Annotated in this window: 19 protein-coding genes; 13 read left to right on the top strand and 6 right to left on the bottom strand. The window is 44.9% G+C overall.

Translation table 11 applies throughout. The features are described 5' to 3' along the window. The first annotated feature begins 137 nt into the window (after positions 1–137). Positions 138–2,018 carry a molecular chaperone HtpG gene (gene htpG, locus R70723_RS18420; RefSeq protein WP_039874116.1) on the top strand — a complete coding sequence of 627 codons (1,881 nt, stop codon included), beginning with the start codon at positions 138–140 and terminating at the stop codon, positions 2,016–2,018. Positions 2,019–2,160: 142 nt separating this feature from the next. Here the strand turns inward: htpG and R70723_RS18415 are convergent, their stop codons facing one another. Next, positions 2,161–3,030: a LysR family transcriptional regulator gene (locus R70723_RS18415; protein WP_039874114.1), complete on the bottom strand. Its 870-nt coding sequence runs from the start codon at positions 3,028–3,030 to the stop codon at positions 2,161–2,163. 153 nt (positions 3,031–3,183) lie between these two features. Here R70723_RS18415 and R70723_RS18410 point away from each other — a divergent pair, with 153 nt between their 5' ends. The 5 genes from R70723_RS18410 to R70723_RS18390 all read left to right on the top strand — a co-directional run bounded on the left by R70723_RS18410 (position 3,184) and on the right by R70723_RS18390 (position 8,246). After that, positions 3,184–4,923, top strand: a complete 1,740-nt coding sequence (locus R70723_RS18410) for an ABC transporter ATP-binding protein (RefSeq protein ID WP_039874112.1) — start codon at positions 3,184–3,186, stop codon at positions 4,921–4,923. Continuing rightward, a complete protein-coding gene (locus R70723_RS18405) occupies positions 4,920–6,659 on the top strand; it encodes an ABC transporter ATP-binding protein (protein WP_039874110.1) in 1,740 nt (579 codons plus the stop codon). Before R70723_RS18410 ends, R70723_RS18405 begins: the two co-directional genes overlap by 4 nt. A 332-nt stretch (positions 6,660–6,991) precedes the next feature. Beyond that, positions 6,992–7,525, top strand: a complete 534-nt coding sequence (locus tag R70723_RS18400) for a TetR/AcrR family transcriptional regulator (RefSeq protein WP_039874108.1) — start codon at positions 6,992–6,994, stop codon at positions 7,523–7,525. Positions 7,526–7,538: 13 nt separating this feature from the next. Further along, positions 7,539–7,868 carry a DMT family transporter gene (locus R70723_RS18395; protein ID WP_039874106.1) on the top strand — a complete coding sequence of 110 codons (330 nt, stop codon included), beginning with the start codon at positions 7,539–7,541 and terminating at the stop codon, positions 7,866–7,868. A gap of 36 nt (positions 7,869–7,904) precedes the next feature. Continuing rightward, positions 7,905–8,246 carry a DMT family transporter gene (locus R70723_RS18390; RefSeq protein ID WP_039874103.1) on the top strand — a complete coding sequence of 114 codons (342 nt, stop codon included), beginning with the start codon at positions 7,905–7,907 and terminating at the stop codon, positions 8,244–8,246. A 72-nt stretch (positions 8,247–8,318) separates the two neighbouring features. On the opposite strand, the gene R70723_RS18385 is transcribed toward R70723_RS18390, so the two are convergent. From R70723_RS18385 to R70723_RS18375, 3 genes are all read right to left on the bottom strand, one after another. Beyond that, positions 8,319–9,335: an aminoglycoside phosphotransferase family protein gene (locus R70723_RS18385; protein WP_039874098.1), complete on the bottom strand. Its 1,017-nt coding sequence runs from the start codon at positions 9,333–9,335 to the stop codon at positions 8,319–8,321. Next, complete coding sequence (gene rsgA, locus R70723_RS18380) at positions 9,332–10,354, bottom strand: ribosome small subunit-dependent GTPase A (RefSeq protein WP_039874096.1); 1,023 nt, start codon at positions 10,352–10,354, stop codon at positions 9,332–9,334. The genes R70723_RS18385 and rsgA overlap by 4 nt, the downstream gene beginning before the upstream one ends. Before the next feature lie 395 nt (positions 10,355–10,749). Next, entirely contained in the window at positions 10,750–12,132 is a 1,383-nt protein-coding gene (locus tag R70723_RS18375) for a WD40 repeat domain-containing protein (RefSeq protein ID WP_039874093.1), read from the bottom strand. Positions 12,133–12,327: 195 nt separating this feature from the next. On the opposite strand from R70723_RS18375, the gene R70723_RS18370 reads away from it, so the two are divergent. Then, positions 12,328–12,978, top strand: a complete 651-nt coding sequence (locus tag R70723_RS18370) for a hypothetical protein (protein WP_144027041.1) — start codon at positions 12,328–12,330, stop codon at positions 12,976–12,978. Between the two features lie 17 nt (positions 12,979–12,995). After that, on the top strand, positions 12,996–13,502 hold the full coding sequence (locus tag R70723_RS18365; RefSeq protein ID WP_039874087.1) for a hypothetical protein: 507 nt from the start codon (positions 12,996–12,998) through the stop codon (positions 13,500–13,502). Positions 13,503–14,119: 617 nt separating this feature from the next. On the opposite strand, the gene R70723_RS18360 is transcribed toward R70723_RS18365, so the two are convergent. Together R70723_RS18360 and R70723_RS18355 are read right to left on the bottom strand one after the other, a co-directional pair. Further along, positions 14,120–15,184: a hypothetical protein gene (locus R70723_RS18360; RefSeq protein ID WP_039874084.1), complete on the bottom strand. Its 1,065-nt coding sequence runs from the start codon at positions 15,182–15,184 to the stop codon at positions 14,120–14,122. Beyond that, positions 15,184–20,616 (bottom strand): AAA family ATPase, encoded by a 5,433-nt coding sequence (locus tag R70723_RS18355; protein ID WP_052421380.1) that lies wholly within the window; start codon positions 20,614–20,616, stop codon positions 15,184–15,186. Before R70723_RS18355 ends, R70723_RS18360 begins: the two co-directional genes overlap by 1 nt. Positions 20,617–21,047: 431 nt before the next feature. On the opposite strand from R70723_RS18355, the gene R70723_RS18350 reads away from it, so the two are divergent. The 5 genes from R70723_RS18350 to R70723_RS18330 all read left to right on the top strand — a co-directional run bounded on the left by R70723_RS18350 (position 21,048) and on the right by R70723_RS18330 (position 26,664). Then, positions 21,048–21,383 carry a helix-turn-helix domain-containing protein gene (locus R70723_RS18350; RefSeq protein WP_039874082.1) on the top strand — a complete coding sequence of 112 codons (336 nt, stop codon included), beginning with the start codon at positions 21,048–21,050 and terminating at the stop codon, positions 21,381–21,383. A 171-nt stretch (positions 21,384–21,554) separates the two neighbouring features. Then, the gene (locus R70723_RS18345; protein ID WP_039874079.1) at positions 21,555–23,798 is read left to right on the top strand and encodes a U32 family peptidase; all 2,244 of its coding nucleotides are present in this window, start codon (positions 21,555–21,557) and stop codon (positions 23,796–23,798) included. Between the two features lie 140 nt (positions 23,799–23,938). Further along, complete coding sequence (locus R70723_RS18340; RefSeq protein ID WP_039874075.1) at positions 23,939–24,622, top strand: response regulator transcription factor; 684 nt, start codon at positions 23,939–23,941, stop codon at positions 24,620–24,622. Further along, positions 24,623–25,624: a sensor histidine kinase gene (locus R70723_RS18335; RefSeq protein ID WP_039874071.1), complete on the top strand. Its 1,002-nt coding sequence runs from the start codon at positions 24,623–24,625 to the stop codon at positions 25,622–25,624. A 101-nt stretch (positions 25,625–25,725) separates the two neighbouring features. After that, entirely contained in the window at positions 25,726–26,664 is a 939-nt protein-coding gene (locus R70723_RS18330; RefSeq protein WP_039874069.1) for a VanZ family protein, read from the top strand. Positions 26,665–26,672: the final 8 nt, after the last annotated feature.

The raw sequence follows: 26,672 nt of genomic DNA, 5'->3' as shown, positions 1-26,672 counted from the left end.
GCACCGATATGCAGCAAGATATTGACATCAAAAACGACAATATGGTATATAAAAGGAAGTGTTAGCACTCATCCTTATGGAGTGCTAATCATCCGGAAGCAATCAGCAGGCTATTTTTGAGAGGAGATTCTATATTCATGTCTAAAAAAGAGTTCAAAGCCGAATCCAAACGACTACTGGAAATGATGATTAACTCCATCTATACACAGCGGGAAATCTTCCTGCGGGAGCTGATCTCCAACGCAAGCGATGCTATCGACAAAATCTATTACAAAGCACTAGCTGACGACAGCCTGGTGTTCAATAAAGAGGATTACTACATCAAAGTGACTGCCGACAAGGACAGCCGCACGCTGACCATTTCCGACACAGGGATCGGGATGACACAAGAGGAGCTGGAGAACAATCTGGGGATTATCGCGAACAGCGGCTCCTTTGCGTTCAAGAAGGATAACGAAGCCAAGGACGGCCATAACATTATCGGGCAGTTCGGGGTCGGCTTCTATTCTGCTTTTATGGTGGCAGAGGATGTTACGGTTATCAGTAAGGCACTGGGCAGCGAGCAGGCCTACAAGTGGGAATCCCAGGGGGCAGACGGTTATACGATCGAGCCTGCAGAGAAAGACAGCGTGGGTACTGAAATCACCCTCAAAATCAAAGCCAACACTGAAGACGACAACTACGACGAGTTCCTGGAAGAGTACCGCCTGAAAGCGATCATCAAGAAGTATTCCGACTTCATCCGTTTCCCGATCAAGATGGACATCACCGGCAGCAAGCCTAAGGAAGGCAGCGAAGGGGAGTTTGAGGAAACGAAGGAAGAGCAAACCGTCAACAGCATGGTGCCAATCTGGCGCAAGAACAAAAGCGAGCTGACTGAAGAGGACTACACCAACTTCTACAACGAGAAGCGCTACGGCTTCGACAAGCCGCTTAAGCATATCCATATCAGCGCCGATGGTGCGGTGGTATACAATGCGATTCTGTTCATTCCGGAGAACACACCTTTTGACTACTACACTAAGGAGTACGAAAAAGGCCTGGAGCTCTACTCCAATGGCGTGCTGATTATGAACAAATGTGCGGACCTGCTGCCGGACTACTTCAGCTTTGTTAAAGGGATGGTGGATTCCGAGGACCTGTCGCTCAACATCTCCCGCGAGCTGCTGCAGCATGACCGCCAGCTGACGCTGATTGCGAAGAACATCAAGAACAAGATTAAGAGCCAGCTCCTCAGCCTGCTGAAGGACGAGAGAGAGCAGTATGAGACGTTCTATAAATCTTTTGGCAGACAGCTGAAATTTGGCGTGTACAATGATTACGGTATGGAAAAAGAAACCCTTCAGGACCTGCTGATGTTCTACTCCTCCAAGGAGAAGAAACAGGTTACGCTGGCTGAATACGTGGAAAGAATGCCTGAAGACCAGAAGTATATCTACTATGCTTCCGGTGAGTCGGTAGAGCGGATCGAGAAGCTGCCGCAGACCGAAATCGTGCTCGACAAGGGCTATGAAATTCTCTACTTCACTGACGATATCGATGAATTCGCGATCAAGATGATCATGTCCTATAAGGAAAAAGAATTCAGAAACGTCTCGAGCGGCGACCTGGGCATCGAAGAGGATGCTGCGGACAAGCCGTCGGAAGAGGAGCAGAACGAGAACAAGGACCTGTTCGAAGCGATGCAGGGCATCCTGTCCGGCAAAGTGAAGGCAGTTAAAGCCTCCAAGCGCCTTAAGTCCCATCCGGTCTGCCTGTCCACTGAAGGCGAGCTGACCATTGAGATGGAAAAAATCCTCAAAGCAATGCCTAACGGCCAAGAGGTTCAGGCGGACAAGGTACTGGAAATCAACGTCAACCATGATGTCTTCAAATCACTCAAGGCTGCGGCTGACAGTGACAAAGAGAAGCTGGGCCTGTACACAAACCTGCTGTACAACCAGGCGCTGCTGATCGAAGGCCTGCAGGTTAATGATCCGGTACAGTTTACTAATGATATCTGCAAAATCATGGTTTAATGCTTAATCGGCAGTTATAGGCTGCTGTAAAGTGGCTGTAAAAGATAAAACCCGCTTCCGGCGTTAGCCGGGGCGGGTTTTTGCGCATTTCGCAGCGGCGGTATTCCGCCACAGTTATGCATACGGCAGTCCATGGCCGGATTTACCCCTGCCGGAAATTCTCTATAAACTTCACGGCCTGGGCGGACAGGTATTTATCCTTCATCCAGACAGCCGCAACCCGGGTATTCAGCGAATCGCTGCGGAGCTCCTTGAGGACAAGATTGCTGTTGGCGGCAAGGCTGTAGGCGGATCTGGGGATAATACCGACACCGAGCCCCGCGTTGGCCCATAGCAGGGTCGTACGGGCATCATCATTCATGCAGAAAAACTGCGGATCAAAGCCGTGCTCCAGACAGGTCTCGCGGATCAGCTGCTCAAACCGGCGGTAGACAATAAGCGGCTGGTTCTGCAGCTCGCCTATCTCAATGTCTGATCTTCCATCCGTCCAGTCATAAACGGGTGACATCACGGCAATCATAGGTTCAGATGCCGTATAAATACATTCCAGCCCGGTGCTGCTGAATGGGGTACGGATGATGCCTATTTCGACGATGCCTTTGCTCAGCAGGTCGAGTATCCGGTACGTATTGCCTTCATGGATCTCGAATTTTACACCTGAATAAAGCTGGTGAAACTCCAGCAGCCGCTCCTGCAGCAGCGTGGCGGCAGAGGAAGAGACTGTGCCGATAGAGAGCGTGCCGGACACGCCTTCTACATAATCCTTCAGCTCGCGGGTGGTGGAATCCGCCAGCTCCAGAATCTGCTGAGCCCGTACGCGCAGCATCATTCCGGCTTCGGTAAGCTGTACGCTGCGCGGACCGCGCTCTACCAGCTTGACTCCCAGTTCTTCCTCCAGCAGCTTAAGCTGCTGGCTGAGCGGCGGCTGGGCCATTTGCAGCCTGCGTGCCGCTGAGGTAATTTGGCCTTCCTCGGCAATAGCCAGAAAATATTTGAGTTGGCGGATATCCATAACTAACCTCCGGTATGTTCGTGTTGACATATGCAGTACGTATCGCAGAGATATGAAACCAATATTATTAATATGGTTGCAGATATGACATAATCATAACGGGTCTTTTAGTTATTGCATAGAGATACATACTGTATAGGCTGGTGAGTAGTTATGTTTAAAATTGCTGTTTTTCTGAAACCGTACAAAAAAGAGGTCATTCTCGGTCCAATCTTCAAGCTGCTGGAAGCGATGCTGGAGCTGCTGCTCCCGACCATCGTGGCGCTGATTGTCAACAACGGCATCGGCAATCAGGATAGCGGATATGTGTACCGGATGGGCGGGCTGATGCTTCTGATGACCTTGCTTGGCTTCGGCTGCTCCATGGTCTGCCAATATTATGCCGCCCGTGCTTCACAGGGCTTCGGCACATCGCTGCGCAACAAGATGTTCAAGCATGTGTCCTCGCTCTCGTATGCGGAGCTGGATAAGCTTGGAACGCCCTCGCTGATCAACCGGATTACCAATGACGTGAACCAGCTGCAGCTGGCCGTAGCGATGCTGATCCGGCTGGTTGTCCGTGCGCCGTTCATCTGCATCGGGGCGATCATTATGTCGATGATTCTTGACTTCCGGCTGTCGCTCATACTGCTGGCGGCAACACCGGTGTTCGGGGTAATCCTGTATTTTATTATCACCCGCAGCAGCCCGCTCTACCGCAAATACCAGCAGAAGCTTGATCATCTGGCGCTGGTGCTGAGCGAAAATCTGTCCGGTATCCGCGTTATCCGCGCCTTTGCGAAATCGCGCCGCGAGAAGCAGCGTTTTGCCGCTGCGTCGGACGATCTGACTGCGACAGCGATCCGGGTCGGACGCATCGCCGCCTGGCTCGGACCGATGACGACACTGGTGGTCAATGCGGCGATTATTGCCATCCTCTGGGCAGGCGGCTGGCACATCGACGCCGGACGCCTCTCGCAGGGGGAGATTATCGCTTTTATCAACTATGTGACCCAGATTTTGCTGGCACTGATTGTCGTATCGAATCTGGTGATCCTGTTCACCAAGGCCTCATCCTCTGCTAACCGGGTTAATGAAGTATTGGCCGCAGCCACCTCGGTTCCGGATAAGGGGAATACCGCGATTACTGCGACAGCAGCCGCTGACGTTCCGCTTATCTCCTTCGAGCAGGTCTCCTTTGGTTATAACCGTACCGGCGAGCTTGCACTGGAGGACATCACGGTAAAGATAAACCAAGGCCAGACCGTCGGTCTGATCGGCAGTACCGGCTCCGGCAAGTCAACGTTTGTTAACCTGATCCCGCGTTTTTATGATACCGTTCAAGGGGATATCCGGATTAGGGGCGTGAACGTAAAGGATTACCCGCTGGAGCAGCTGCGGAGCCTGATAGGCATCGTACCGCAAAAAGCGCTGCTGTTCACCGGCACGATTGCCGATAACATCCGCTGGGGCAAGCAGGAGGCTACCCGTGACGAGCTTATGCAGGCTGCTGCGGTGGCTCAGGCGGAGGAGTTCATCAGCAAGCTCCCGGAAGGGCTGGAAACGCCGGTAGCCCGGGGCGGCCTGAATCTGTCAGGCGGACAGAAGCAGCGTCTGACCATTGCCCGCGCCGTAGTTGGCCGTCCGCCGGTTCTGATCCTGGACGATTCGTCCAGTGCACTTGACTTTGCAACAGATGCCGCGCTGCGCAAGGCGCTTAAGGAATACGGACGGGAGATGACCGTGCTGCTTGTATCTCAGCGGGTCAGCACGGTGCAGCATGCGGATCAGATTATTGTTTTTGACGAGGGACGGATTGCCGGAACCGGTACTCATGAGGAACTGCTTGCATCCTGCGCCGTTTACCGTGAGATTTGTGAATCACAGCTGTCCAGCCAGGAGGTGGCGCAATGAATACCAAAGAAACATGGAAGAGACTGCTGAATTATACAAGGCAATACCGCGGTATTTCTGTGGGGGCCGTGATTTGCGCCATCCTGAGCGTGGCTGCCAGTCTGGTCGGTCCGCTGCTGATCGGGCGGGCTATCGACCGGATGATCGGGCCGGACAATGTTGATTTTCCGGAAATTCTCCGGCTGCTGCTGGTTCTGGGCGCTGTTTATGTGGTTGGCAGCTTTTTCGGCTGGCTTTTGACCTACTACACCAACAAAATTGCTTATAAAACGGTCTACGATTTGAGACATGATTTATTTGATAAACTGGATACCCTGCCGCTGAAGTTCCACGACAATCACCCGCAGGGCGACAGCATCAGCAGGTTTGTCAACGATATGGATGCCGTCTCTGACGGGCTGCTGCAGGGCTTCTCGACGCTGCTGACTGGTATTGTTACGATTGCCGGTGCCATCGGCTTTATGCTCTATATCAGTCCGGTTATGACTGTGGTGGTGCTATTATCCGCGCCGGTGACCTATTATGTCGCCAAATTCATTACTACACGCTCCCAGAAGCTGTTCCGCGAGCAGGCGAAGATTCTCGGCGGACTTAACGGCTATGTAGAGGAAATTGTCGGCGGGCAAAAGGTTGTGCAGGCCTACCATTATGAGGACCGCTCTTTTGCACGCTTTTCTGAACGCAACAATGAGCTGTATCAGACCGGGGTCAAATCGCAGTTTTACGGCTCGCTGGCTAATCCGACAACCCGGCTGGTCAATAACATTACATTCTCAGTCATTGCAATGATCGGCAGTGTGCTGGTGATCGGAGGACATTTCTCGGTCGGGGAACTGTCGAGCTTCCTGATCTACTCCAACCTGTTCGCTAAGCCGTTTAACGAAATCACCGGTGTTATCACCCAGCTGCAATCGGCGACGGCTTCGGCCCAGCGGGTGTTCAAGATTCTCGATAGGGTGCCGGAAATACCGGATGCTCAGGGCGCTCATGTGCTTGGTGTAAGTCAGGGGACGATCACTTTTGACAAGGTAAGCTTTGCTTATACGCCTGAGCGGCCGCTGATCCGTAATTTCAGTCTTGAAGTGAAGCCGGGTACCCGTGTTGCCATTGTCGGCCAGACAGGAGCAGGGAAGACGACGCTCGTTAACCTGCTTATGCGCTTCTACGATGTGGATAGCGGCAGCATCCGGATTGACGGTGTGGATATTAATCACATCACCCGTGATAGCCTGCGGCAGAACTTCGGGATGGTGCTGCAGGATACGTGGCTGTTCGGCGGCTCGATCCGCGACAATATCGCCTATGGCAAGCCTGAGGCGACAGATGAAGAGGTTATTGCCGCTGCTAAGGCGGCGAGCGCCCACAGCTTCATCAAGCGGCTGCCCGAGGGCTACGCCACCAAGATCAGCGGCTCCGGGGACAATCTGTCCCAGGGCCAGAAGCAGCTGCTGACGATCGCCCGTGTCATGCTGGCCGATCCGCCGATGCTGATCCTGGATGAGGCGACCAGCAGCATTGATACGCTGACTGAAATCCGTATCCAGAAGGCTTTTCTGCGGATGATCTCCGGCCGGACCAGCTTCGTCATCGCCCACCGGCTGTCCACGATCCGCGAGTCGGATATTATCCTCTACATGAAGGACGGGGACATTGTCGAGAGCGGCACTCATGAGGGGCTGCTGGCCAGCGGCGGGCATTATGCGAACCTGTATAACAGCCAGTTTGCGGCGGTGTAAAGCTTTAATATGCGATAAAGACTGCATGCAGTGATATTTTACTGTGTGCAGTCTTTTTGTATGTGTCAATAACAACTCGGGAGCTTATCTTCTTCTGCGGTCATTCATTGTCATAACCATTGCAATAAAAATAACAATTATGATGACTCCGGCTGCTATAAGAATATCCTGCAAATGAAACTCACCTCCGGCAGTAAATAAAAATGGGAATAATTAGGATGAATTGCTGTTACGTAATGATAACACAGCCTATGTCTGTCTCAAAGATCATGCAAATTTTGCTTTGACACCAAAACCGTCCAGACGGTATAGTAAATCCAGAGGTGAATCATATGAACGTTAATTCCAGGCGGGGGGTTATTTTGACGGCCGCATCCTTAATTATCAGGAGCCAGGGAGTGGAGAAGCTTACGCTCGAGGCGGTTGCCAGGGAGGCCGGTGTTAGTAAGGGCGGGCTGCTGCACCATTTTCCGAATAAAAATGCTTTGATCCAGGGGCTGGTCGAAGAGCTGACGGACGGGTTCGTGACCGATGTCCAGGAGCGGGCGGCGGCTTCAGCTGTTAATGATGGTAAGTGGAGCAGGGCATACACGGAGTCTGTGGCCTGTGATATCAAGGACGGGAACGGGATCAGCACGGCGCTGACCGCGGCGCTTTTCAGTAAGCCCGAGCTGCTTGAGAAGCTGCAGGAGCAATATGCGCTATGGCAAAAAGACATTGAAAACGACGGGATCGACCCGGTGCGTTCCACCATTGTACGGCTGGCCGCCGACGGCCTGTGGTTCTCTGAAATGTTCAGCTTAGGGAAGCTGGATGCGGAGCTGCGCGAACAGGTCATACAGGAACTGCTCAAAATGACGGTGTAGGAGGAATAGAATTGTGAACCCCTTTGTGTTATTGGCTTTTGCCATCGTGTCAGAGGTCTGCGGCAGCTCGCTGCTCAAATTAACCAACGGCTTCAGACGGCTATATCCATCTCTTGGGGTGGTAATTGGACTCGGCTCAGCCTTTTACTTTCTGTCGCTGGCGCTGCAGTCGATCTCACTCGGCACGGCTTATGCGATCTGGTCCGGGGCGGGTACGGCGTTAACGGCCATGGTTGGAGTATTCTTTTATAAAGAACGGCTTAACCGGAAAAAAATACTAGGACTGCTGCTGATCATCGGCGGTGTCATTACACTGAAGCTTGCTACAGGCGGGGCGCATTGATTGATTTTACGGGCAAAGAAGAGGATGGGGATTCAATTGAAAAGTTACATGTACCTGGCTATGGCCATCTGCTTTGAAATATTCGGGACAACGATGCTTAAGTTATCGGACGGGTTCACGAATCTGCTGCCCGGGTTGGGTGTAGTAGTGGGGATGGGGTTATCTTTTTTCTGCTTATCCATGAGTCTGCGGGTTATTCCCCTAAGCTTCGCATATGCGGTCTGGTCAGGCGTCGGGACAGCTATTACAGCCCTGCTTGGTGTGGTGGTGTGGGGCGATCCGTTCACCTTTGTGTCCTTCATCGGTATCGCGGCCATCATCGGCGGTGTGGTGCTGCTGAATGCTTCTAATCATCCGGAGAAAGCTCCACAGGGATAATTGTGAATATAAAAGAAACTCCGAAACCCGCTGCATTCGCGGATATACGGAGTTCTTTTTTTGAGATTAAATTCAGCTCAGGACAGGAGTGTTCTTCATTTCATAGATTTTTTGGAGTGTCTGGAGGTTAAGCAGCTTCCCGTCTTCGTTCTTTGCATGGAGATACCCTTCCACAAGCCTGTACCCGAAAATGATCAGGATCAGCTCGCAAACGCAATGCTCTGTCACAGGGGGAGTATCCGCATGCTCTGCAAAGCCTTTGTAGTACGCAGGGACGCACCGCTGGTAGTATTCGATCATGTGATTAAGATCCACTTCATCCGCAAGCAGGCTGGCGAGATCCTCGCCCAGGTAGCCCCATCCGGAGGTATCCCAGTCGATGAGCGCTATTGTCCCGCCTGAATAGATCAGATTGGTCACCCAGAAGTCCCGGTGGCACAGCACAAGCGGCAATTGCTCGATGCGGGCGAAAATATCGTCAGCGTGTTCATCGATATCAATCATCATCTGACGCACATGCTGCGGGAATTCACATTCCTCCGAACGGATATAGTCGTAGACGAGCGGCCAGGACCGGTAATGCAGGTACGTGTTCTTCACGAGATCCGCCCGGCTCAAGTTGGTTAGACTCTCCAGTACAGCAGGCTGCTCCGCATACAGCTTGCCCTGATAACGCCCTAACTCCAGTGCAGCCTGCTCATACATGTCACCGGTCAAGTCTAAGCCGGATACGCCATCGATGAATTCCAGCCACAGCTGATATTCATTCTGCCCGGTATTCATTTCAGCGTGATAGCATTCCGGCCAGCGGAAGGTATCCGGGAAGGTATCTCCCAAGTCAGATGAATAGAGATCATACTCCCGGCGCCATGACCCCGGATCATTGTAGCGCTCCCATTGTTTCTGGATCTTCAGCACGACACGGTACGGCAGCTTCTCTCCATCAGCAGCTTCGGCGGTTCCTGTTACCAAATGCACATTTCCCACAGTTCCGCCCTGTAAAGCTACGGTCTGGTAGTCAGCTGTGATAATATTCTTCTTAAACTGTTGGCTTAAGGCATATATCAGTGTTTCGTTTGTAATATTCATTTTTTCCATCCCCCGTTTGTTTTGGTTTGCTTCGTTCTTTTCTGGACATATTTGTGCTCATGCTGCTGGGTAAGATAATGCTCCAAGCGTTCACGCGGCAACGTACCGTCTTCCAGTGCGGCTAGAACGGCACAGCCCGGCTCGGCCACATGACGGCAATCGGCGAAGCGGCACTTCGCAAACCATTCCTCCACATCACTAAAGCTTGCTTGTAAGCCTTCACCGGCATCAAAAAGCCCAAGCTCACGCATCCCCGGCGTATCAATGACCATCGTGCCGGAGGGGAGCATGAACAGCTGACGGTGTGTTGTCGTATGCCGCCCCCTGCTGTCAGCCTCCCGGATGGACTGGACCTTCATTACATCCTGTTCCATCAATGCATTTAACAGTGAGGATTTGCCGACACCGGACATGCCGAGAAAGACGGCAGTTTTGCCCGGCATCAGGTAAGGTGCGAGTTGGTCCAGCCCCAGGCGGGAATGACTGCAAATGGCGTGAACCGGCACACCGGGAATGCTACTTATAACTTCTGCGAGCAGGGGATGATAATCTTCAACGAGATCAGCTTTGGTCAAAATAACGACCGGCTGGCCGCCGCTCTGTCTGACTTGGGTCAAATACCGTATAATTCGGGTTACGTTGAAATCCAGGTTAAGCGAAGTCACTATAAACACATAATCAAAGTTGGTGGCGACGACCTGCTCCCGGATGGTTTTGGCATAGCCTGCAGCATGCCCGGAGTAATCAGCGCGTGAGAACTTGGAGCGGCGGGGGAGTACGGTAACGATGAGCGAATCTCCGCTTCCGTTGTGCTGCAGCAGGACGAAATCACCGACGCATGGAAAATCTGAGCGCATATCAGCACCGTGATAAAAGGCCCCTTTGAGCACAGCCGTAACTTCGCCGTGTCCGGTCATAACAGTAAAACGCTCGCGCCGCAGCTCCGTCACTCTGCCGGGCACTAATCCTTCTTGAATATCCTCTGTTTCAATATAGCCATAGGTTTTTAAATCGGTCATGGTTGTGTGGTTAGCTCCTTTAATGTTGTTTTTTGGACGCAAAAATGCCGCGGACCAGCAGCCTCAAAAGAAGCTGCTGATACACGGCATAAGAACGCACCTGAAGATACGATCCTTATCGTATCCTGTAAACAGCAATTTTCACGAAAGGTTACTTTGGATGGCATCACAAAGAATACGGGCAAAATCCCGCGTTGTTCATGAATGCCTGCTATTCGATTCTAAGACGAAACCACCATATTAGTAGTAGTTGCCATTAAAATCACATCCCCTTTCGTGTACGGAACTTGCTTATCGCTAAGCTTTCTTAAAGGTATCCTATTATGGAAAAATGTTCAATGTACTAAATGATTATAATTAAAGTGCACACTTATCGTCGTAGTAACCCGGATTGCTCAAAAAGTATAAGCATGGCCTCCAACATCTGCCCAGGCGAGCGTCCCGTCCGGCATCCAGCCAAGCAGAACGCCTGCTGCCACGAAGGTTATGGTCCGTTCTTGTTTGTCATACAGACGGATTGTACTTGTGCCGGAGGTGTAAGCCGCGAACCTGCCGTCCGGCGACCAGGTGAGGGTAGACAGAACATAATAACTCTGCTGCCGCTCATGCTCCCAAATATCCTTTTTAACCTGCTCCGTAATCCGATTGTCCGGCATGACGTCAGAGGTTCCTTTGCCGGTGTCAAAACGGATTTTGCCAAGCAGGTTGCTCTTCCCGTTGTCTGCAGGAAGGATAAGGATCGAGTTGTCCTCCCAGGCCAGCGGATACACGAACAGGAAGCCGTCACTGTGCGAGAGGAAAGCTGCGTTCTCCCGGGACAACAGCGTATTTCCCTTCTGGTCCAATACCAGTAAATCCGCTCCGGGGCCGATGTAATCATCATGGGCGTATAATACGGCGATGCGGGTACCATCCGGTGATGAGGACATTCCGTAGACAGGCTTGTCAAAAACATGAAGCTTCTTACGGCTGAAATCCTGCAGGTCTACCCGGTACAGCGTTTTGTTGCCCGATACCATATAGGTGTAGCCGGGATAAAAGCGGTCGGAATACATCTCATCGTAACCATAATCATTGCCGTAAGCGCCCTCCTCCCGGGGAAAAGAAGGGATCGTAAGCTCCCGGCCTGTCATAGCCTGAACCAGATGATGCTCTTCTTGTCCATAGAACAGAAAGGAAGGGACCGTATATTCCTGGTTATCGACGGCCTTGACCCAGCCCGTATTCCAGACTGGAATCATCCGCTCAGTGCCGGATACGATGCCTTTGAAATGTACACTGCCCTGATCAGTCAGGGATCTGACAACGACAGTATTGCGGTACGGCTGCTCTGTGCTCGCATAGCTTCGCCCATCTGCTGTGTTAGCTTCATCCAGATTAAATGTCCCGGAAAAAGCGGTATCCTCGTCCATCTGCAGACGAATCTGTACAAACCTCGGTGACTCCCATTCCATCGTATAGTTGAACGCTGTCTGCGGATTGCTGGTCTGCAGGCTTTTTTTCAGTGCGGACTCCAGTGAAACTTTATCTATATCGGTATTGGACTTCACCTGCACCACTTGCCCGTATCCTCCCAGGCTCTTCATCTGCTCTATATAGAGAAAAGGCTCCTCCTGGTTTAAGGATGCTGCGGATGAAGGTGTGGCCGGAGTAGCTGTAGCTGTCTGGAGCGTTGCCGAAGGCGGGAGCGGAGAAGGGTCCGTTTGTTCTGCTGTGTCATTCTTCTGACATCCTGCCAGCATAGCAGTCGCCAGTATAAGAACTGTTAAATAACGCATAGATAAACCTCCCAGCTGAATAGTTAGAGTTTTCCATATTGATATGGACGTTGTTTAGGCGGATAAGTTGCTGAGACTGACTATTTAGCAGGGCTGCCCGGATAAGATAATCGTTAGTGCATTGACTAGTCTGGAAGCAGCAACGTATAATTTTTCCAAATGTGTTTTAAAGTTTGATGTTAAAGGGGATTTAGGATGAAGCGATTATGGTGGAACATATTGATCTATTCCGTGCTGTTTGTGGTTGTATTATTCCTGGTATTGAATGACTATTCACCGGTGCTGATCGCAGGATTTACTTTCATGGCGATCCTTATTGCTTTTACAATTCAATTCTATTATCCGGCGGTTTTGGACAAGCGAGTGGACCGTGTGGAATCTTTTTTACGCAGCCAAAAAAATAATCCGGGCTTGTATATCCAGTATGTTCTTGCGAACAAACTTGAGGACGAGGCAAAAATAGTTATGGAGCAGATTATGGGTAAATATAAGCGGACAACGGCACAGGCACCGTTCAAGGCGGCCTACGGGCTTTACCGTAAAGATATGGCTATTGTGCAGGAAGCTGTGAAGGATATCCGTTATCCCGATTACCGGGCTTATTACGAAGCAGCAATAATGGTGGAGGACGGCAAAAGTACTGAGGCTCGGAAACATCTGGAGTCTATAAAAAAGCGGTGGATGAGATCTGCACTGCTCTCAGAAATAGAACGCAGAGCGGGAGACATCGAAGCCGCAGTCAAACACGCCAGGGAAGCTGTGGACGCATCGGGAGGCGCCCAGCGTTATATTTTACATAAGGAATATGAAAGAACGTTACCGCAGGCGGTGGAGCGGGTATCGTGAGGCTGGAGGAGTAAAATATGAGGAAAACAGACTGGATTAAAGTACTCCTAGCAGTATCGCTAATCGGCAATGCGACTTTATTTATCAATCATAAACGTGACAGCCAGAGACAGGAACTAAGATATGAGTTGTTAAATGCATACATTTACCGTGATCTAACTCAACTAGAAATGACTATTCAGCATCAAATAGATAATAACTGGGTAAGCGAACCTCTCGTTCCTCAGAAATTGGATGATGCCATTGATTCGGTTATCCTACATATGGGAATGGAACAAGACGATGATAAGGAAGCTACGCTCTGGACATTACATGATTACTTGAAGGGATTCAGCGTAAATGACGATACCTACTCGGTAAGCTTAACGGATAAGCAGCGGGCAGATTACATTCGTTTGGGGGAGGAGCTGCGCTCCAGCGGATGGAACTACGGTGTAGGTTCTGATACTAAGTGGGATGCTTTTGAAGCAAGGGTGGAGGAGCTTGTATTGGATACAAAAAAATTTAAAAATGAAGCTTTTTGATGAGGGGTTGCTGGGGGATTCATTGAAAGTTTACTGCGGAGAGCCGTATCATAAGTAGGGCAAGTTTTTTGTGGGAAAACTCGCAGGAGCCTGTATTTGCAACATACCGAGGATAGGAGCAGGGTAGGCAACACTCCTGTCGGAATGGTGCGTAAATGGGCTTCTGCGGGTTAATTTGTGCTATAGAATGATGATGTACTTTGAAGGGGACTTTTGCCGATTCACAGCAAAAGCCCTTACGCCGTTTCGGCAGAAGGGGCCAGTTCAAAAAAATGCTGTTGCACCTGCGGGTTGAATTCCAGTTCTACGCTTCGCATGTCCTTCGTGACGCCGAAGTGAATCTGCCTAATGACGCATGGAAGAGGGTCTTCTGCGTCTCAGGGGGCGAAGTGCTGAGAACACATGGGAATGGCTGAGCAATCCCTACGCCGTAGTATAATAGTTACTGATTACCCTCGGAGGCATTTTATTAGACCGATTGAGGGATAGAGATATTCTATGCTACATAGACAAATTCGTTAGTCTGCTCTTCTAGTCAACAAGAATACCAAAATGGTACTGAAGGCAACTTTCGTGAAAACAAAGATCATCCAACTGGTTGGATGATCTTTGTTTTTCTATTTCCGAAGTATTTTGTCACTTTTCAATGCAAAGATACTCTTAATGACTTGTCCGCTTAATAGATTGAGATGAGCAAGATCATTTCTGCTGTTATAAATGAGCTTGAAAGTATTATTGTCTTTATTACTTTTAAAACCACCATTGATTTTAAGATAGTAATAGCGAATATGGCGTAATTCTAAATCCTCGGGAAGCTCAATCTTTCTCCCGAATTCATCTGTAACAGGAAGGACATTTAGGAGTTCATGATAATAAGATTCAATTATTTTACGTCTTTCTTGTTCAATAATGGGAAAAACAGTTTGGATTTGTGCTTCCCAAAGAATTTGTTCTACATGTGTTTTCCTTTCCGGAATAAGTGCAGCATCAGGAATGCTCTGTGCAAGGCGGCTTAATAACCCGAAAATATCATCTGTGAGTTCTTCAACAGCCAATTCCTTGCAAAGCTCGGGGTTATTTCCAGCTAAGCTTGATGCAATTTGTGTAATATAATTTTTCATCATAAACGATAAATTAGAGAGGTTGGATATGCAGTAAGAAGCAAATAACTGCATATCATAAGTGGTAATGTACTTATTTAGTTCAAGTACTGCAATTTTTTTTTGTTTATTTAGTTGTGGAATTCCTTCACTAAAAGTAAATAAAATTGAGCCGCTGTTTAATGAGCAATATTTGGCGAATTCAGTTGCAATATCAACCCAACGCTTATCCTTCTCTATTTGACGAACAATTAGAACTCGTCCATTTAATAAATTGTTTTTAGCAATAATTTTTGAAGGAGGGCCCTCCATGGGATGATAATTGTGATCGGGTGCATATTTTTGAAGTAGATATTCTTCAATATTTTCTAATTGAAAAAAATCATCGGCATTACAGTTAATAATTTGCAATTTGCTATTTTTATAGAGCAGCTTGTCTTTAAGTACGGAGAAGAATTGATCCATGTATGTTGTTTCTTCGAGGACAGTTACTCCACCGTTTGAAACAGACTCAAGAGTATCCTGTAAGTATCGGGATGGCCCTGATACTTGACTCCACCAGAGAGCTTCCTCATTTAACATTATTGTACTCCTTGTTCGGCATATTTTTCTAATTGTTCCCATACGTTTTCAAAACTTCCTAGCATTTGAAAGAAGCTATACCGATTGAATATATATTTTTCTGAGCCCATTTGCTCTTGTCTAAGAATATTAAGTTCATCCATTTCTTCAAGAAGAGCCTTTAAATTGTCTTCAGACATACGACAAATTTTCTTGATTTCAAAATCTTTGCAAACATTCATAATGTCCTTTACTGCGGCGGCTTTACCTATACCTTCAGAGTAATAGTAATATGCCATTGCATTTGCCAAGATATCATAAAGATCATCTTTATCCAATTGCAGAGTAATACGGAATCTATCCTCAATCATTTCCAAAAATTCCGATTGTCCCAAAAGTGTTTTCAGATGCTTCTCGTCAAGTAAATATGGAGGAGCAGAATTTTCATTGTAACTCCCATTTCTGTAACTGTCGACGGTAGCTTCAATCAGTTTTTGACAGTAAAAATGAATTAGTCCAGGATAGTAATTAGTTTTAGCCAAAATTAGGCTGATCATGTAATCATCGGTTTCATCAATACGGAAACCTAAGTATTGTAAAGGTTTTTGTAACAGATCACAGGCATCAGTATATGCAAGAGGACGTATTGTGATATGCCCCATGTGTGCTAGAACACTATTACCGCTTAAACGACGCTTGTTAAAACGAACAACGTCGCGAAGTCCAGCTAACACAAATTTAAATTGATCATTAAAAGAATCTTTAAGTTCCTTAAGGATCTCAAGTGGTCGATTATTGTCCTGTTCACAACTTGAGAGAAATCTATCTGCTTCATCTAGTAATAATAACAGCTTATGAATTGGTTTTTCTTTACTATTAAGACGGATTTTCAGAGCTGTTTTTAATTCTTCCCAAGTTGAGTATTCCCGGTCTAAAATGTTAGAAAAAACAAGTTCTTCACTAATTTTTTTTGGAGCGGTATGGCAATTATCCTGTTTGAGATCAATAAAAACAGCATAACTTCCTTTTTCAGGATGGTGATCAAGGTTTTTAGCTTGACGGAGTAAAGCTGTTTTTCCAAGTTGTCTACCACCATATACCAATACAGGTCCTGTTAGGTTTCGAATTCTATTAAGTTCATCTGTTCGCCCAATAAACATTTCAGGAGGAATAATTCCATTGGGAATATAAGGTTGGACATTGCTGGAAGGAAGTGCAATCTGTAACATTACATTACCCCGTTCTAGTTGGTTATATCCAGCAAGAAAAAGTGCCATTACACGATCAACAACCAAGATGATTTCCGGAATTCCTCTAAGTTTAATGGATTTGGCAAGAAGCGTACGTTCTGCAAGTGGTAGTGCATAATCTAACAGAACTATTGTCGAAGCTGCTCCACTAGCTCCATACTGTATCATTTCGTCTAATATATTCTCAGCTGATCTAGTTCCAGCCATGTGAATAACACGTAAACCTTTTTGAAAAGCTTGTGTTCCAAAAGCAGCAAAAGGATGACTGTACTGACCAAGGGTACCATCAATGGCTTCAGGAAAAATAAAAAGTTCTTTATTTTTCCCCGATGTAACTTTTTTGATTTCATGGAATGACAAATGTTTTATTATAGACTGAATATTCTCAGTATTAGAGAGTTTCGACCATAAGCGAATAAATTCATCAGCATTTACTGTGTTGCGGTTACGTTGATTTGCAAAGAAGCTTGACTTAATCTCTTTTTCATAAATACGATTTAAATCAACACTCTTGTTCGTATTACAAGCAGTATAAAGACTTTGGTAGCGTTCGTAGAAAAGGCTAAACGGATCGGAAGCATACTTTTGAATTGACGGTATATCTTTCTGTCCATAACCATTGTTTGCTAATTGGATATAGTCCTCTGCAACCGTCATATTACGTTTCTCAAGCATTTGATCGATTTTATCAAGAATAGGCCAACTCTTAAATATTACTTCTGTATCTATATTTTCCGAATTTTTTTCTGCGGCTTGAAGAATATTGTGCTTAAGTTCCTCCAGCCTAGCTTGTGTTGCTTCCATACGTTCCTTAGAATCCTGTTTTATCTGTTTGTTGCAAGCGTCAAGAAGTCTGTTATAAAATCCACAATTACTCATCTTTTCTGCATGCTGTTCCGCTGCAATAGCAAGGCGGAAGTAATTGTCCATAATTCCCTTGCTAGAAATTTGTCCATAGTTCTGTGCAATTTCCACGCTGGTCATAAATTCTTCTTTGTAACGAGTTATCTGAGAGGGTGCTTTTTTACGGGTACTATTCACAGCTGATTCATCAAAAGAAATTTCCTGACTGAACCTACGGATAATTAAATCATATCTACCCATATCATAATCACGAAGTGCGTTTAACGCCGCATCTTGCCATGTATAGTTATGGTCATCGCAATGGCGAATTGCTCTTTCCCATAAACGAAAACCTGCAACGTGGGGCAACTCGTACATCCAATTATCTAGTACTGGTAAGTAATGATTATCAAGTTCAATTTCCCCCGTGAGAAGTAAATTTTCGTAGAAGTATGATTCCTGTTCAATATCTTCATTTAGAGAATCTTGAAGTTGTTTAATTACTACACAAAGAAATGAAAAACCTGGATCTCCAAGATCATCTTGTTTGTATTGAGAAAGTTGCTGTAAAACCTCCAACATAAGTTCACTTGCTGTATTACGGTATTTATTGACAGCCTCTGGGCTAACTAAATCCATCATACCTTGCTTTTCTGCGTTAAACCGGTAAATATAGTGATTTATCAATGGGGTAACAGCTTCACGAAGCCAACTACGTTGATGATCACGCTCCTTCCCTAAAAAGGAAACATTTTTTCCGAAGTTAGATTTGAAATCCATCGTGTCCCAATATTTATCAATGAATTCTTCTAGTTTTTTATCATCGGGATTGGTATTTAGAAAAGGAGTGTTAGACAATAAATCTATAACAGTAAACTGCTGACAGAAGGCTCTTAATTCATCCAAAGGCATTGAAGGGGCTTCTCGTACTTTCTCCGTCATTAATCCATTATTTCCGTAGAACTCTAAAACCAGCTGATGAGCTTTTCTATGGCCAATCTTGGCCTTGATGTTACGAGTATTAAAGATACTAAGAGCTTCTATGAGCTGTTGATTGGTTTGATTAAGTTTATTAGTTAGTTCCATTTGAATGCGTGCAGTTCCTGAGGTGCAGAACTTGAACCCAGTATGATGGCGCTCTAGGAACAACCAAAAGTGACTAATTAGCTGTTTTAGAGCAGGACAGTTTTGCAAAACAGGATTGGAATAATCACTACTGATTTGTCCCCAACGTGATTTTAAGCGATGGTCATTAGGATTATCAGGATTGAAAAAAATACGTAGCCACATTGCAATATTCAAGTAATCATTAACTGTATCAACATTTTTCACAGAAAGATTGACTGGAGTGTCGCTTAATGTGAATAAATCTTCATATTTGCATAAAGGATCCTCCAGAATAAAAGAGATCTTGTCCTTTAATATTTTTGCTTCAGGTGAGAAATTGGCTACAGAATGAAGCAATATCATGGCTTCTGCAAATTTGTTCTCGGTAACCATAAGTAAGGCTTTTTCAATAACTGATTGTAAGTCTCCATTCTCAATATATGGCATAAGTTCAGCTGATGTTTCCTCGCTCTTAGACAGATTAGTATCTTCATTTGGCATTTCATCTTCTTGTCTGACTAAATTAACCATTTCAGGTTTTTCAATATTATCTAATATAGAATTAAGTTCTTCGTCTTCAAGGAAATGATTTGTTTCCTCTTGTTCTTTAACACTAGAAATTTGACTTGTAACTGTGACGGTAGCATCGAAGGTATCCACAATTCCCACTTCCTGGGCCCTTTTCTCCGCAATTAGGTTTATTTGATCAAAAATTAATGAGAAGCAATCTAAACCCTCTTTATCACCTAAAAATAGTATATTATCATCGTTTGTGAGGAAATATACTGAATGGCTAGTCCCTGATAAAGCTTGGGCCCAAGTGCAGCCAGCTATACGAGAGGACGTCCAAATAATTGGAATACAATCTGTTTTCATTTGAAGGATCTGCTCTATGTAGTTTAACTCATTTTTTGAACTTTCAAAATTGGAGAATGGTGCTATAAGTACTACACGAATTCCTGACTTTCTAAACTCAAGATCTCTATGTGGGATAGGGGTGAGAGTTCTCCAATCATCTAGAATAAAGTTTGATTTTAATGCTTTTTCTAATAGTCCCTGTGCTTGATTTATCATGCTCAGTTGACGTGCAATTAAAAATGGGCTTTCGTAATCTTCTAAACTCCAAAGTTCTTCCCCGGCTTGTCGATAAATAGGTCTAAGTGATGAATATAACAGTAACTGCTTACGGCTAGTTTCTTTTTGAAATGCATCAATACCAATAGGACTAAGAGTATAAAAGACAAAGTTGTTATCACTGTCTAAACTAACTGTACAAGAAGTTAGATATCCTTTCTGGCATAAACCTTGTAGTATCATTCGAAAGTAATTGAGTTTCTCTTCAGAAGATGAAGAAGTGTCTGAAATGAATAGTGGTAACTCATCTTCCCCTAATATTCCATAATTATTTATGTAGGTTAAAAGAAATGAAGAAGGACCCCGACGAGAAGAAATTCGCTTTAAATCCTGTTCAAATTTGCTTGCTGAAAATCTCTGTAATTTTTTCCCGGAGTAGACGATTTTATATTCACCAGTAAAGAGAAGATCATCTTTTAGTTGGACATGGCTATCCTCATTCAAAACAAGTGTAAGTGGATCATTTGAATCGCTATTAAAAGGATTAATGGTTGGAAAAATCTCAGCTGAGGCAGCAACTAAGTCTTTTGCAGCTGGAATACTGAATAACCCTTTTCTCAATGCATAGCTTGTAGCAAGTCCAATTTCTTTTGTTATTCGGCTATAATGATTAGCATCAGGAATGATCAGTTTGAAGGCAATCTTTATGGCCAAATCATATTTTTCCCCTAATTCAATAAGCATTTCATTTGATGAGTAACTTTCAAGCAACTCTTTAGCAGTTGCTTGCTGTTGCTTGATTTCTTCTATAAAGTCTTCATTAACACATTGTAAATTAATGAATTTAGAGATACTTTGTTTCATGTTTTCAACTGTTTCAAAAATTTGTTCATTGAGTTCGATTTCTTTTAAGATTTTATCAATATCTTGTAGAGTGACTATCTGTTGTTCATCGTTAATCGATAAATAATCAAGTAAATCTTTTTGCTTAATCGAGAGATTGGAAAGTGCTTTAAGCGCATCATTGAGAGTGGCTTCAGAGGGGAATTTATCACTATTTATATCTGCAACTATTGGCTCAATGCTGTTAATTGTATAATGTCGTAAATTAACTAATGAATCTACTTTTTGTTTTAAATTTATGGTTTTAGAATATGTAGCGATTTGATCAGTAGACAAAATAATACCTCCAATTATTAATGAGTTTTTTCTGAAATAGATCCTTTCAATCTGAATTTTATATTGATTTTGCGATTAACAATTACATTATAGAGTTATTGTACTGTCGTTTACTGTCGCTTTATGCTGTCGAAAAGAGAACTGATAATAAAGTTAGGTATAATGACTTAATAAGAATAAAAAAAGTGGGTTTCTAGGTACAGAAATCCCACAGAAAAGAATAGTTGTCCGAGATATACCTTAAAGAACTAGAATGAACCTCGAAGGGGACTTTTGCCGATTCACAGCAAAAGCCCCTTCCGCCGTTTCGGCAGAAGGGGCCAGTTCAAAAAAATGCTGTTGCTAAATATTAAATTAAATAATAATAATTATTGTTTGGTGTTTACCTTTATCAAACTTGTCTACACTTTTGACATGGAGAGGTGAATACCGTGATGGATAAGGAAATATTGAAGCTCGTCGGAACCCGGATTCGTGCTCTTCGGAAAGAGCGGGGTTTATCGCAGGAAGCACTTGGGGAGAAAGGCGGATTTCATTTTTCATACATAGGGCAGATTGAGCGTGGTGAGAAGAATGTTTCTTTATTGAATTTACATAAGATCGCGGAATCGCTTGAAGTTAATTTAGTTCAGCTGTTTGCGTATCAGGATGAAGAGTTCATGGTCACCGCAGCAGAGAGTGATATTCAGCAGATCGTCAGTATGCTTCGTGACGCTAATGATGAGAAGGTACGCGTGGCCAAAAATGTACTAAAGGAATTATTATAAAGAATAATGATGATGCAAGCTCTCAGGGCGAATTAGGTCTTTAGAAACAAAAGCGCAAACCATTGGTTTGTGCTTTTTGCCGTAGCTTAAGTGTAAATCTTATTTTATGATCAATGGTGCTGAGTTTGACTTATATAGGCTTAACAAAAAATATCCCATACGGAGGAAGAAATGACTGAATTATTAGCTCCAGCAGGAAATATGGAAGCTTTAAAAGCTGCAATATCTAACGGTTGTGATGCAATATACTTAGGAATGCAAAAATTTGGTGCACGCGCATACTCTTCTAATTTTGATGTTGAATCGTTAAAAGAGGCTGTTACTTATGCGCACCTGAGGGACGTTAAAATCTATGTTGCCATGAATACCATCGTTTTCGAAAACGAAGTTGAAGAGATGAAGGCGCAGATACGCGAATTAAATGAAATCGGTGTGGATGGCGTTATCGTCCAGGACCTGACTGCTTTTGATTACATCGTCAAAAACTTTCTTGATATGGAAGCACATTGTTCAACGCAAATGGGAATCGACGATGTAGACGGAACTTTATTATTTAAAGAACTTGGTGCTAAGAGAGTTGTTCTGTCCCGTGAGGTTAAGATTGAAAAAGTAAAAGAGATCAAAAGAATAGCTGAAATCCCTTTAGAAATTTTCGTTCACGGTGCTTTATGTGTATCTTATTCCGGGAACTGTCTAATGTCAGGATTACTCGGCAATCGGTGCGCAAACCGCGGAAGATGTGTGGGTTCATGCCGTAAGGAGTATGAGCTAATGGATAAGACGACAGATACCTCTTTAGGGAAAAGCTATATTCTATCTACTAAGGACTTAAACACAATCGATTACGTTGATGATTTAAAAGAAATCGATTCTTTGAAAATAGAAGGCAGAATGAAAGCACCTACGTATGTTGCTAATGTTGTATCCAAATATCGCCGGGCCTTAGATCATAAAGTAACCGAAGAAGATAAGGAAAATTTGAAAAAAACATTCAATAGAACCTTTACTAAAGGATATTTGTTTAACGAAGACAGGAGAAATATTACAAACATCTCAAAGCCTAATAACTTTGGTTATGAAATTGGAACAATCAGCAAGGTGGATAAAGACCGGTATGAAATAACACTTACACGTACTCTAAATCAAAACGATACGATCCGGATAAATCATAACAATGAAGATGTTAATTTAATGGTTGCAAAGCTGTACGATAAAAATGGCGAATTAATCAGCAAAGCACAGGATGTCTGCTATATCAAAATCAAAGAAAAGTTGGCTACAGGAGATTTAGTATATAAAACGAAGGATTATTTCTATACCAAAGAATTAGAAGCATCACTGGAAAAAGAATTTAAGCGGTTTAACCTGGATATTAGAGTATATGCAAGTCCGGGTTCAAAGCTTTTCATAGATGCGGAGGGCTTAGGCTTTCATTATTTTTATGAGAGTGAGGAAATACTAGGCGAAGCCATTAATAACCCAACAACAAAAGACCAGTTAATCAAGCAATTCTCAAGATTAAATGATACAATATTCGAACTTAATGATGTCGATTTTGAGGAATGCAATGCATTTATTCCGGCTAAACTGTTAAATGCAGCAAGAAGAGATATTGTGCAGGGATTATATGACTTAAAGCTTAACAGCCGGAAGAAAAGAACCAAGGCTTTAATAGCAAAAGAAAAAATAAGCTTTGCCCCTGAAAAGCCATACCTTACGGCCTCTGTAACGAATAAGGAGCAGTATGATGCTTGCGTGAGCTGCGGGATTAAGGAAATCTATTTTGAAAATGTAGTTAGAAGAAATGAGAATGATTATAAGGACAAAGAAGGGCAGCTGCTAATCGGAGGATATGGCGGTATTTATCACTACAGAGCAACAAATCCGTTTGTTACGGACTATTCTTTAAACGTTATTAATGCTACCAGCTGCTATGAATTGTATAAATTAGGTGCAAAACGGGTTACTTTATCTCATGAATTGAATAAGAGCCAAATTGATGATTTAATGAATGCCTATTATGAAGAAAATGATGGCTATCCTGCACTGGAAATGATTGTATACGGCAGGGCTCCTTTGATGTTTACGAAATATTGTCCGATGAAAAAAATGAATCAATGCAGAATCTGTAAAACGAAGAGCTATGAGCTAAAAGATGAACACGGAACGTTCCCTATCCTTTCCCATGAGGATTGTACAACGACTATTCTTAACGGGAAGACGCTTAATCTTTTAGATGAGCTGCCAGACATCAAAGGAATCGAGGCGCTCAGATTAAACTTCACAGTTGAATCTAAAGAGCAGGTTGTGAAAGTGATTAATATGGCCTCAGGCAAATTAAATGGCTCCATGAATAATGCTGTCTTTAATCAGGAAACAGACACCCGAGGACATTTTAATAAAGAGATTGTGTAGGTTGCCTGGTTCTGTTCAAATTCAAAAATTGAAGACCCCTTACGCAAGGGGTCTTTGTGTGTTGTAAGATCATGGTATATGCTATTCGTTGAATTCATTAAATTTTCTAAAATCAAAATAATCATAAGGATGACCTTCAGATGAAAATATTATTAGTTGAAGATGATAAGACGATCGCGTCGGGACTGGAATATTCGCTGCAGCAAGAGGGTTATTGGACCGTTCTCTGCCATGATGCCGCATCAGCCCGAAAGGTGCTCGCCGAGGACATCGATCAGTTCACTTTATGCCTGTTCGATTTACAGCTTCCAGACGGAACAGGCTATGAATTATGCAAGCAGGTGAAGGAACGACGGGATATTCCGGTCATTTTCTTAACGGTGATTGATGATGAGGTCAACGTCGTGATGGGACTCGATATGGGAGCCGATGATTACATTACCAAACCTTTTCGGGTTCGCGAGCTTCTCTCCCGGATCAAGTCCGTCCTGCGGAGATACCAGAAGCTGTCCCACGCCGGAGCGGTCATCGACATTGACAATGTGCGCATCCATACGCTGGAAGGCAAAGTATATAAAAATGGTGCCGAAATTTCGCTAACCGCCTTGGAATACCGCTTATTGCTGATCTTTGGGAACCACGTTGGACAGGTCCTCAGCAGAAATCAGCTCCTGGAGCAAATCTGGGACGTGGCCGGCGACTTCGTTAATGACAATACGTTAACGGTCTATATCAAAAGGCTAAGGGAAAAGCTGGAGGATAATCCGGAGCAGCCGGCTCTGATCAAAACGGTACGCGGTTTAGGCTATAAGGTTGGTGAATAGATGCTGCGCAATCGGGAAAATCAAATATTATTACTCGTCATGGGCTCGATCAGCTTATCGGCGATCGTCATTGCTGCCTTCATTTCGTCCGCCGCCGCAGCCCTCGTTATTATTGTATCCGTACTGCTTACCGGCACAGCTTTATTATTCACAAAACGGAGATATTACGAGCTAGAGAAGCTGTCCGTCTATTTGCGGGAGATTAGCAGCGGCCGGGACTCCCTTGACCCTCGCGATAATCAGGAAGGTGAGCTTAGCATCTTAAAGAATGATATTTACAAGGTGACACGCATGCTCTCCGAGCACCGGTCGCTATTGCAGCGGGATAAACTTCAGCTGACCGATGCCATCTCCGATATTTCACACCAGCTCAAAACACCGATCACCTCTATGACAGTCATGGCAGATCTGTTAAGCGCGCCTGACCTGCCTCCACTCAAAAGAGCGGAGTTCACCCATCATATTCGCATTCAGCTTGAACGGATCGATTGGCTTGTTTCATCCTTATTAAAGCTAGCGAAAATGGAAGCGGGAACCATCCCGTTCAAAAAAGATCGAATACACATTAAAACCCTTATCCAAAAGGCACTGGAGCCGGTTATGATTCCGATGGATATTAAGGGACAGACCGTTTCCGTCACGGGGGATGACAACGTCTCATTTACAGGCGATTTCCGTTGGACTGCTGAAGCGGTTATCAATATTTTAAAAAATGGAGTGGAGCATACACCTGAAGGCGGTGCGATTACCATCACATTTTCCGACAACGTGCTATTTACAGAAATTGTTATTGCTGATAACGGAGAGGGCATTCCGAGAGAGGATTTGCCTTATATTTTCAAACGCTTTTATAAAGGAAAGAATGCTAATGAAGGAAGCATTGGTATAGGGCTTGCGATGGCTCACAGCATCATTGCAAGCCAGAACGGCGTAATTGATGTAACGAGCGACAGCGGGACGGGTACACAGTTTCGGATCAAATTTTATAAGCATGTGATTTAAAAGCACTCCTTAAGTGACTGAATTGTCACCTCCAACGTCACTGTAAAGTCATTTTGGACAGATAAAATGATATTCATCAGATGAACGATGGAGGTACAACCATGCAAGTGAAGCAGCAACGCAAGATTACTTTTATTATCACCATAGGCTACACCCTGATTATTCTTTATTTTATGCTTTTTGCTTTTGGCAGAGCGGATAAGGTGGATCAAATCAGTCAGTATACCTTTATTTTTTTGCCGGACAGTTTTTTTAGGGTGCCGGGTCTTTCCGATCTTCAGCATCCGACACTGATGGACTTGGTGGGTATTGGAAACTTTGCAGCCTTCATACCTTTTGGCATACTGCTTCCGTTGTTATACCGCACCAGCTTTGTTCGCTTCATGACAGGGTTTATCCTGTCCATTCTTGTGGTGGAGACCATCCAGGCACTAACATTCCTCGGCAGCTTTGACACGAACGACGTCATACAGAACTCATTGGGCGCTGCTATAGGATTCGGGGCGTACAAGATTGGCTTTCGTACAAAAAATTACTGGAGAAATATCGCTGCTACGGGAATTGCCAGTGCTGCCTTAATGCTCGGCGTGTGGGGGGTCTTCGGAATAGTGGATCAAGTGCTCACCAAAGAGGTGGGCCCTTTTGTAGCGATAAACGAATGGAAGGATAGTACCGGAAATCCATTAACGGGAACCAGACAGGACCGTCTTAAGATTGGCGGTCAAGACGTGAAACCCGAATATAATGTGTATGACACCAACGGTAAAAAGAAGGAAACCTATACGTATTCGTTAGGCAATAAGGGAGAGCTGTATCTTAGCTTGAATTATGGAATTCCTGATCATAAGGATTTTCAGGGCAGCATTAAGGTTACCGTTGACGGGCAAGAGCTCCTGTCTGTATCTGCAGAAGATCAGCTCCATGAGCCGGATATGAGGATCCTTTATATCACCCGTGCTAAGGAGCTTAAGATAACCATTGAGGGAAATGAAACCCTTTGGGATGTTGGATATAGAGAGATGGTATATACCTGGAATTGAGCATCTAG

The sequence above is a fragment of the Paenibacillus sp. FSL R7-0273 genome, assembly GCF_000758625.1.
In the GTDB taxonomy this organism is placed as follows: domain Bacteria; phylum Bacillota; class Bacilli; order Paenibacillales; family Paenibacillaceae; genus Paenibacillus_AQ.
Note: the sequence above shows the minus strand (reverse complement) of the source record. Positions and strands in the feature narration are given on the sequence as shown.